The 10,216-nt window shown below is 31.8% G+C and carries 10 protein-coding genes; 2 read left to right on the top strand and 8 right to left on the bottom strand.

Translation table 11 applies throughout. The annotated features are described in order from the left end of the window. Window positions 1-183: 183 nt before the first annotated feature. The 3 genes from HMPREF3247_RS08120 to HMPREF3247_RS08130 form a co-directional block, all read right to left on the bottom strand. Window positions 184-846, bottom strand: coding sequence for a potassium channel family protein (locus tag HMPREF3247_RS08120; RefSeq protein WP_000514290.1), 663 nt, complete (start codon window positions 844-846; stop codon window positions 184-186). A gap of 132 nt (window positions 847-978) precedes the next feature. Then, window positions 979-1,998: a cytochrome d ubiquinol oxidase subunit II gene (locus HMPREF3247_RS08125; RefSeq protein ID WP_000638456.1), complete on the bottom strand. Its 1,020-nt coding sequence runs from the start codon at window positions 1,996-1,998 to the stop codon at window positions 979-981. Beyond that, complete coding sequence (locus HMPREF3247_RS08130; RefSeq protein WP_000381849.1) at window positions 1,995-3,356, bottom strand: cytochrome ubiquinol oxidase subunit I; 1,362 nt, start codon at window positions 3,354-3,356, stop codon at window positions 1,995-1,997. The genes HMPREF3247_RS08125 and HMPREF3247_RS08130 overlap by 4 nt, the downstream gene beginning before the upstream one ends. A 197-nt stretch (window positions 3,357-3,553) precedes the next feature. Here HMPREF3247_RS08130 and nrdH point away from each other — a divergent pair, with 197 nt between their 5' ends. Then, window positions 3,554-3,787 carry a glutaredoxin-like protein NrdH gene (gene nrdH, locus HMPREF3247_RS08135; RefSeq protein ID WP_001289614.1) on the top strand — a complete coding sequence of 78 codons (234 nt, stop codon included), beginning with the start codon at window positions 3,554-3,556 and terminating at the stop codon, window positions 3,785-3,787. 236 nt (window positions 3,788-4,023) lie between these two features. On the opposite strand, the gene ptsP is transcribed toward nrdH, so the two are convergent. The 5 genes from ptsP to auxA form a co-directional block, all read right to left on the bottom strand. Beyond that, window positions 4,024-5,742, bottom strand: a complete 1,719-nt coding sequence (gene ptsP / locus HMPREF3247_RS08140) for a phosphoenolpyruvate--protein phosphotransferase (RefSeq protein ID WP_000040054.1) — start codon at window positions 5,740-5,742, stop codon at window positions 4,024-4,026. A 2-nt stretch (window positions 5,743-5,744) separates the two neighbouring features. Next, on the bottom strand, window positions 5,745-6,011 hold the full coding sequence (locus HMPREF3247_RS08145) for a phosphocarrier protein HPr (RefSeq protein WP_000437472.1): 267 nt from the start codon (window positions 6,009-6,011) through the stop codon (window positions 5,745-5,747). 153 nt (window positions 6,012-6,164) lie between these two features. Then, a complete protein-coding gene (locus tag HMPREF3247_RS08150) occupies window positions 6,165-6,707 on the bottom strand; it encodes a hypothetical protein (protein WP_000505966.1) in 543 nt (180 codons plus the stop codon). Window positions 6,708-6,760: 53 nt separating this feature from the next. Next, window positions 6,761-7,933, bottom strand: a complete 1,173-nt coding sequence (locus HMPREF3247_RS08155) for a class I SAM-dependent rRNA methyltransferase (protein ID WP_000685063.1) — start codon at window positions 7,931-7,933, stop codon at window positions 6,761-6,763. Window positions 7,934-8,357: 424 nt separating this feature from the next. Then, window positions 8,358-9,653, bottom strand: a complete 1,296-nt coding sequence (gene auxA, locus HMPREF3247_RS08160) for a lipoteichoic acid stability factor AuxA (RefSeq protein ID WP_000009069.1) — start codon at window positions 9,651-9,653, stop codon at window positions 8,358-8,360. 151 nt (window positions 9,654-9,804) lie between these two features. Between auxA and graF the strand changes: the two genes are divergently transcribed. Continuing rightward, a complete protein-coding gene (graF, locus tag HMPREF3247_RS08165) occupies window positions 9,805-9,939 on the top strand; it encodes a glycopeptide resistance-associated protein GraF (RefSeq protein WP_000064214.1) in 135 nt (44 codons plus the stop codon). Window positions 9,940-10,216 lie beyond the last annotated feature (277 nt).

Raw genomic sequence — 10,216 nt, forward strand, 5'->3', positions numbered from 1 at the left:
TTTTCAATTCTAGTCAGGGGCCCCCAACATAGAGAATTTCGAAAAGAAATTCTACAGGCAATGCGAGTTGGGGTGTGGGCCCCAACAAAGAGAAATTGGATTCCCAATTTCTACAGACAATGTAAGTTGGGGTGGGACGACGAAATAAATTTTGAGAAAATATCATTTCTGTCCCACTCCCGATTATCTCGTCGCAATATTTTTTTCAAAGCGATTTAAATCATTATCATGTCCAATCATAATTAAAATATCACCTATTTCTAAATTAATATTTGGATTTGGTGAAATGATGAACTCTTTGCCTCGTTTAATTGCAATAATGTTAATTCCATATTGTGCTCTTATATCTAAATCAATGATAGACTGCCCCGCCATCTTTTCAGTTGCTTTCAATTCTACAATAGAATGCTCGTCTGCCAACTCAAGATAATCAAGTACACTTGCACTCGCAACATTATGCGCAATACGTCTACCCATATCACGCTCAGGGTGCACAACCGTATCTGCTCCAATTTTATTTAAAATCTTTGCATGATAATCATTTTGTGCTTTAGCAGTTACTTTTTTTACACCTAACTCTTTTAAAATTAAAGTCGTCAACGTACTTGATTGAATATTTTCACCAATTGCCACAATGACATGATCAAAGTTACGGATACCTAAACTTTTCATAACTGCTTCATCTGTTGTGTCTGCAACAACCGCATGAGTAGCGATATCACTATATTCATTCACTCTATTTTCATCATGGTCGATGGCCATTACATCCATGTCTAATGCATTCAACTCACGAACGATACTACCTCCAAAACGACCTAGACCGATGACTACATATTCTTTACCCATACTCGCCCTCCATTAAATGATTTTCATCAATTCATTGAAAATATAAATTTAAAATTATTATAAATGAGTACCCCAACTAAATTATCTAAATGCAGTAATGCAAGTAAATGAAAGTTGGGGTATCGTCTCAACTTATGATTTCTTTCCTTCAACATATTCTTTGTCGAAAACAAATAATCTTAATAATAATATTAACGATGGAAGTAATAAAAGTAAACCTAAAATAAAGACAATCACTAATGTCCAGCCCATTTCTGGATTAACATATGCATCTGTAATTTTTACAAACGGATATAAAAGGTATGGCAATTTACTAATACCATAGCCAAAGAACGCGAACATCATTTGTAAAATAACAAATACAAAAGCCAAACCATGTTTTTTCTTAAAGAATGTTAACAATGAAGCTAATGCAAAGAATAAGAAACTTATACCAAACATCCACCAATAGTCAAAAACAGCTGAATAAAAATGTTCAGAATTTTGAATGCGTAATGATAGAAATACGAATAAACAAATGATAATCATCGGCGGCCCTAAAAATATGTGCCATTGTCTTGTTAAATTATATGCTGGTTCGTCATTTGCTTTTTTAGCATAATATGTCAAAAATCCTGATGAAATATATAAAACTGAAATAATTGCCAAGAATACTACAGACCAAGCAAATGGGCTTAATAGTAACTGCACCCAATCTAGATCGATAACATTGTTTCGAACATTAATATAGCCACCTTCTGTAATAGTTAAAGCAGTAGATAATGAAGCTGGAATTAATAATCCACTTACCCCATACATGATCATCCATGCTAATTTTGTATCTTGACCATAATTTTCAAATGCATAAAAACTGTTTCTCAACGATATCATAATCAGTGCTATTGAACCTGGTATTAACAATACCGTGCCTAAATATTTGATTGACTCTGGAAAGAAACCTACGAATCCTACGAAGAAGAAAACAAAGAATACATTCGTAACTTCCCAAACTGGGTTTAAATAACGTGAAATTAAGTGATTAATTTTCTTTTCATCACCAGTTAACTTTGAATGCAATGCGAAGAAACCTGCCCCAAAATCTATAGAAGCAATAATGATATAGCAAAATAAAAACAACCATAACACTGTTATACCTATAAATGCATAAATCATTTTTCTATTTCTCCTCCTTGCTTCTTGGCTAAACGATTTACATCTTCATACGCCGGTTTATTTTTAAACATACGAATTAATACGTATGCACATGTATACATTAAAATGATGTACAATATGCCAAATAAAATTGTAACGAAGGTTATTCCGCCTGCTTGTGTTGCTGCTTCTGCCACGCGCATATAACCACGAACAATCCAAGGCTGTCTACCCATCTCTGTTAAGAACCATCCAAATTCTATAGCTAGCATTGAAGCTGGGCCTGTTAATAATATTCCGTAAAGCATCCATTTATGAGTAGAAAACTTTCTAAGCTTTTTAAACATTAAAGTTAAAACATAAACACCTGAAATGACAAAACATAAAATTCCCATCGTTACCATTAAATCAAAGAAATAATGGACAATCATAGGCGGATGTAAACTTTTTGGAAAATCATTTAACCCTTGCACTTTAGTTTTGACACTATTATCTGCTAAGAAACTCAATAGTCCAGGTAATTCAATCGCACCTTTAACTTGCTGAGTCTTTTCATCTAACACACCAAATAATAATAATTTGGCATGGGAAGATGTATCGAAATGCCATTCATAAGCTGCTAATTTTTCAGGTTGGAATTTATGCAAAAATTTTGCAGATAAATCCCCTGCCAACATAGAAAGTAAAGTTGAAAAGAATCCAACAATCATAGACATTTTCAAAGCTTTCTTATGGTAGACAGTATCTTTAGGTTGACGATTACGCAATAATTTAAAAGCTGCTATTGATGCAATAACAAATGCCATCGTCATACCGGCTGTAGTAATTACGTGAAATGATCGAACTATAAACGATGGGTTAAACATCGCTTCTATAGGTTGAACATTGACCATCTTTCCATTCTTCAACTCAAAACCTGCAGGCGTATTCATAAATGAATTCACTGAAGTAATGAAGAATGCTGAGAAAGAGCCACCAATAATTACTGGTATACTAATTAAGAAATGTGTCCATTTATTTTTAAAACGATCCCAAGTATATAAATATATACTTAAGAAAATAGCTTCAAAGAAGAACGCAAATGTTTCCATAAATAATGGAAGTGCAATAACGTGTCCACCCATTTCCATAAATGTAGGCCAAATCAATGATAATTGAAGTCCTATAATTGTACCTGTAACAACTCCCACTGCTACAGTAATTGTATAAGCTTTAGCCCATCTTTTGGCCATAGCTATATATTGAAGATCATTTTTGCGAATACCTAAAAATTCTGCAATTGCGAACATTAAAGGCATACCAACACCAATCGTTGCAAAAATGATATGAACTGCTAAAGTCATAGCTGTCAAAAACCGACTGATTTCAACTGTATCCATTTAAAAACATCACCTTTTTCTTTTTTTGATGACAACACAATGAACTTAATTATAATTGCTATAATGTGTATTTTTAAAACATTATGCGCTATGAAATTGTGTATAATTTATGTCAGTTCACAATGTGTTCACAAATTTGAATTTCAATGTATAATTGTGTATATTACATTAGAATAAAGCACGAAGGAGCATGATACATGTCAGAAATAATCGTTTATACGCAGAATGATTGTCCACCTTGTACATTTGTAAAAAATTATCTAAATGAGCATCACATTGATTTTGAAGAGAGAAATATCAACAATCAACAATATCGAAACGAAATGATAGATTTTGATGCTTTTTCAACTCCGTTTATTTTGTTGAATGGCAATCCAATGTACCATGTTGATCTTGATGAAATCAACAAAGTATTAAATATCCAAGATTAATTTTCATCTAAATCAACTTCATCATTTATAGCTATCATAAATTAAATATCGATTTTTAAATTAACTAACATTAATTAAAGAACAACATTTTGTTAATGACACATAGTTGTTTAATTAGTTAGCAACAACATTCCATTGAAATTAACATAAATCATAAAAAAGAACCCGAAGTATTCATAATTACTCACAATGAATACTTCGGGTTTATTTATAATTCTGTCTTTCGAAAGAATTAATTATTTTACGTAGTTGTTAACTAATTCAATAACTTCTTCTTGCGTTGCACAGTCGACTGCACGGTTAGCAAGTTCAGTCATTTCATTTTTACTTAAACCATTAATTTGTCTTCTTGCTTTCAGAATAGACGTTGCACTCATAGAGAACTCATCTAAACCTAAACCAAGCAATAATGGAATAGCTGTTTCATCTCCAGCCATTTCACCACACATACCTGTCCATTTACCTTCTTTATGTGACGCTTCAATAACTTGTTTAACTAAACGTAAGATTGAAGGGTTATATGGTTGGTATAGATATGATACACGCTCTGACATACGGTCAGCAGCTAATGTGTATTGAATTAAATCATTTGTACCGATACTGAAGAAATCTACTTCTTTAGCAAAGACATCAGCTAATGCTGCTGTTGCAGGTATCTCTACCATGATTCCTAATTCTATATCATCCGAAATGTCATGACCTTCATTTTTAAGGTTTTCTTTTTCTTCTAATAATATAGCTTTAGCTTCTCTAAATTCGTTAATTGTTGCAACCATTGGGAACATGATATTTAACTTACCATAAACTGATGCACGTAATAATGCACGTAGCTGTGGTCTGAAAATATCTTGTTGCGCAAGGCATAAACGAATCGCACGGTAACCTAAGAATGGATTCATTTCTTCAGGCAAGTTTAAGTATGATAATTCTTTATCTCCACCTATATCTAAAGTACGTACAACAACACGTTTACCGCCCATTGCTTCTAATACTTCTTTATAAGCTTCAAATTGTTCTTCTTCTGTAGGCATTTGGTCACGACCCATATATAAAAACTCAGTTCTATATAAGCCGATACCTTGTGCACCATTTTCAATAACACCTGGCAAATCATTAGGTGTACCAATATTTGCAGCAAGCTCTGCGTGAACACCATCAACTGTAACAGTATCAGCATCACGTAGTTTTTGTAATTCTTTCTTGTCAGCAAAATAACGCTCACGTTTATCTTGATAAGCGATTAACTCATCTTCAGTTGGATTAACGATTACATCACCATTTAATCCATCTACGATAATCATGTCGCCTTGTTTAACTTCTTGAGTAATTGATTTTGTACCAACAATTGCTGGAATTTCTAAAGAACGACTCATAATTGCAGAGTGACTTGTTCTTCCGCCAATGTTTGTAGCAAAACCTTGTACGAATTCTTTATTTAATTGAGCAGTATCAGATGGCGTTAAGTCATTCCCTACAATAACAACGCTTTCATCAATCATACTCGGATTCGGTAATTCTACACCTAAAATATGTGATAACACACGTTTAGAAACGTCGCGAATATCAGCCGCACGTTCTTTCATGTATTCGTTATCCATAGATTCAAAAATTGTAACAAATTGTGTTGTTACATCCGTTAATGCTGTAGCAGCATTAGCGTTTTCATTTTTAATCTTATCTTGGATTGGTTGAATTAATTCAGGGTCATCTAAAACTAATAAATGTGCATCAAAGATAGCAGCTTTATCAGCACCTAGTTGAACCTCTGCATTATTTCTAATTTTAGTTAACTCAACTTTAGAAGCTTCGATAGCGCTATTGAACTTTGCAACTTCTCCTTCAACATCAGTGACTTTTTCATTTTTGTCGAATGTTAAGTCTGGCTCAACTAATAAATAAGCTTTAGCAATTGCGACACCATCAGATGCGGCAATACCTTTAATTAATTTAGACATGATTATTTAGTCAATCCTTCTTTTGATAAGACGTCACTGATTGCTTGAATGGCGTCAGATTCATCACTACCGTCAGCATAAATTGTAATTTCAGCATCTTTACCAACACCAAGGCTCATAACACCCATGATTGATTTTAAGTTTACTTTCTTACCGTTATATTCTAATTGAATATCAGAATCGAATTTTGAAGCTGTTTGTACTAACATTGTTGCTGGTCTAGCGTGAATACCAGTCTCGTCGATGATTACATATGAATTTTGTTCCATAATTACATTTCTCCTTCGTATAGTTAGAATCTTCAATATTATTACAATACTAACTTAGTTTTATACATTAACTTTACCAAAACCATGCTTTAAATTCAATTCGTTTAAAACCGGTTTCAGTAAAATTTGCAAATTGCAAAACTATTATAGCACCTACATGACATTTTTAATAACATTTTCGCATTTTTGAATGTGATCTTTTCCAATTTTATTCATAAAATAGTAACTAATAGATGCAGACACAGCTTGTCCTACAACAGGAAACCATTTTGTTTGTTTTGCAGCAGTACGTTTAGCTACATCTCTAATAACTATTTTTAAAAATGCACTTGAAATTCTTTTACCAATAAATTGACTACCTTGAATTGCTGCTGCAGACATAATTCTTTCTTTCACATCATCCCCAAGGCTATTAACTTGCTTATGATCTAATCCGTATATTTTATTTACATCTTCGATAATATCTTTCATTAATTTTAAATCAACACCAAAATCTAAACCCGGAATTGGAACAACGCTCATTGTTGATGACATTAAAGATTTTCTCTTTACAATTGCTTCAGCACGTTGTCGTCTTTCTCTCAATTCTTGAATCGTCGTTGGCATTGCACCTTTTCCGTCAACATTTTCTATTTTAAAGACTGAATTACCAATTTTATTTGTTAAATTTGATGTTAAATTGTTTTTGAATCCCATAATATTATCACCCTTCTTTTTCTCAATAAGTTACTATACCCCTTTTTATCAAATTAATGTCTAATATTTACAAAAACAGCTTTTAAATATTTAGATGGCTTATAATGTGGATGCGTTTTAAAATCTTTTGGTAATCCCATAACTTCAGTTAATTCATAATCAACGCCACTCTCTTCAAGCGTCTTTTTAATAGTATTTTTAAATTGCTTTAATGGATATACACTTGCGTTTGTACATAACAATAATGTTCCTTCAGATGATAAGATATTTAAGGCGCCATTAATTAATTTGTCATAATCTTTTTGCACTGAAAATGTACGTTTTTTGTTACGCGCAAAGCTAGGTGGATCAATCACGATCGTGTCATAACTATGTCCATGTCGTGCAGCATATTTATAGAAATCAAAAGTGTCCATGACATAAATATATTGGGATTTAGGATCAATAGCATTTAATCCAAAATTTTCTTCAGTTAAACTACGAGAACGATTAGCCAAATCTACACTTGTTGTTGAAGATGCCTCACTTGCTGCTATTACAGAAAAAGCACCTGTATAACTAAATAAGTTTAAAACATGGCGTTCTTTGGCATATTGATCCCTTAATTTCTTGCGCACTTCTTTTTGATCTAAAAAGATACCTGTCATCAAACCATCTTCAAGGTCTACATTATAAAATGTGAAGTTCTCTTCGATAACAATTGGAAACTCAGGTGCATCTCCTTCAACAAAACCACCACTATATTCGCTGTCTTTAAATCTTACTTTTTCGTAAATAGATTTATAATCAAATACTTTTCTAACCGCTTCAAGAATGGCATATTTAAATTTATAAATACCTTTTGAGTACCATTGAATCAACAAATGACCATCGTAATTGTCGATTGTTAATCCCCCAACACCATCACCTTCAGCATTAAATAATCTAAAAGCATTTGTTCCATCTATATTAAAATAATAATCACGTTCTGCTAATGCAGTATTAAACAATTTCACAAAGAAAGCTGTGTTGATTTCTTGAGCTTTATCGTATGTTAGAACCCAACCTAATCCTTTATGTTGGCGACCAACATAAGCCGTTGCAACATATTGTGATTTATCAGTCACAATTTGAAAAATATCTCCTTCTTTTAAATGATCTTGTGAATAGATATCCTCTTCTTCAATTAAAGGATATCCATTAAAATATTTTGTTTCTTTGCCTTTGTTCAGAGTTGCTATTTTCATCTGACAACTTCCTTTCTGTGTTTCGTTGTAGTTTTATATAGATTAAATTGTTTGCCAAATTTCAATATCATCTACTTCTAATCTTACTGTTGATTTTAACAAATTAGTAATTCGAATGATATATGTTAAATTTCTACAAAGGAAATACTATATATCGTTTCGCAAATTCCATATGTCGCTTCAACTATTTACTAGTTTTCTTGATTTTACAAATGGATAACTTTTCAACTATTTTATTTGCACTAAAACTTTGTATACAATTTTCAATACTTAATTCGCATCACCTGAATCAATCAAATCTAGTTACAAAAAAAGTACTATCCATAAACTTCATTGACCTGTATCTAAGTAAGTTAGAGATATATCTAACTTATAGCGTACACATCAAAATGTTTAATAGATAGTACTTTTATAATGCTTTTAATTATGGTCGCTCTCGTAATTGTAACGAATAAGAAATGATGATTGCCAATAACATTAATAGTAATGTTGGCGTAATGAACACTGAAAGTAATAGTCCATGAATCATTATATTTATAAATTCCGTTAACAATTTAAAGAATAAAATGCTCCCCATAAATAGTTGTAAATAATAAAACTTACCTTTCAAGTGGAAAGTTAACGTTGTAGCGATATATGCGATAATAATGAATAACAGAATTAATAATGTAACCCATTCAATAACATATTGTGTCTGTGATAATTTCCAATCACCAGATACAAATAATGCATTACGATTATTAAATTCTAAAAATGTGAATAAAAAGATGACGACACCACAAAATAGTTCGACATACATTGGTTTAACCCATTTCGGTTTTCTCATCCAATCAGGAATATCGTCTTCTTGAATATCGATAATATCATTAACTTTCTTTTTGAATTTATCTCTTTTAGCTCTAATTTTATCTAAATCGACACTTCTTCTTGTCTTACGTGCATATTCTGTAGTCTTATCTTGGAGTTGTTTCAAGTGAATTTTAGTTTGATTCGTGACATTCCCTTTACTTGTTCTTGATAATTCTGGCTCCTCTTCACCTAATTCTTGCTTTGTTAAAGGTAAAGCTCGGCGCAAGAACAAGAAATTCCAAATAGCCATTTGACCAAGTAACCACATAATTATAAAGAAAGCATTGACACTTAAGATATCAATTGACTCTATTTCATTAGCATCAATTCTGCCATACAATGCAATTTGTGTAATTAAGTAACTTATACCATAACTCACAATTATCCACATGAAATGATTTTTTACATTTTCCTGATTCAATTCATCTTTATAGACGATATATCCTATATGAATTGTAAATGGAATAATGAAAATCACTGCAAAGAATCCATAAACTTGAGTCATTAATATAAGAGTAATAATAAAGTACATGATACCGATAACTAAGAAAAAGATAGAAATATCATAGTCATACTTAATAGTTCTAAGTAATGTATGACCAATCAACATAACTAAAATACCGAATATAATTATCACAATTGCACTAACTATAGGGAAATTACCTATAAATCGACTCATTACTTTAATAATTTCACTGAAAAATGCATTCAGAAATTCCCACACATTATGAACATGTGTATCAACTTTTTTACCACCATTTAATTGTTTAATTAATGGCAAGTTAATTAAAATAATGAGACCAGTGAAGAGTGAAACGATACCGATTAAATAGCTAAAAATAATTTCGGCGTGTTTCCTAAGAAAAGACATTATGTTCACCTCAAAATCATTATATATTAATCTAATGTTGTTGTCTTTAGATAAATGAATAAATAGTGCTATAGACTTAGAAAAGTTTAACGAAAGTACAACCGGGTAAGATTTATATATAAATAATTATCCAATTTGGGAGGAATTAATCATGTCTAATGAAAATCAAAATAAAAAAGCAGCAGAAAAAGCTAAAGAAGTTGAAGAAAAATTAAAAGATAAAAAAGAAGAAAAAACAGAAGATATTAATCAAACAAAACAAGATATCCAAGATACACTAAATTAATTTAAATCCCCTTACAACTTTTAGTTGTTAGGGGCTTTTTTGCATGTGCTCGGTGCATGTATCCCTCTTCTTCCTTACAACTTTTAGTTGTTAGGGGCTTTTTTGCATGTGCTCGGCGCATGTATCCCTCTCCTTCCTTACAACTTTTAGTTGTTAGGGGCTTTTATGCTTGCGCTCGACGCAAGTATCCCTCTTCTTCCTTACAACTTTTAGTTGTTAGGGGATTTTATGCATGTACTCGGCGCATGTATCCCTCTTCTTCCTTACAACTTTTAGT

Origin of the sequence: Staphylococcus sp. HMSC36A10, assembly GCF_001838845.1 — a bacterium.
In the GTDB taxonomy this organism is placed as follows: Bacteria; Bacillota; Bacilli; order Staphylococcales; family Staphylococcaceae; genus Staphylococcus; species Staphylococcus aureus.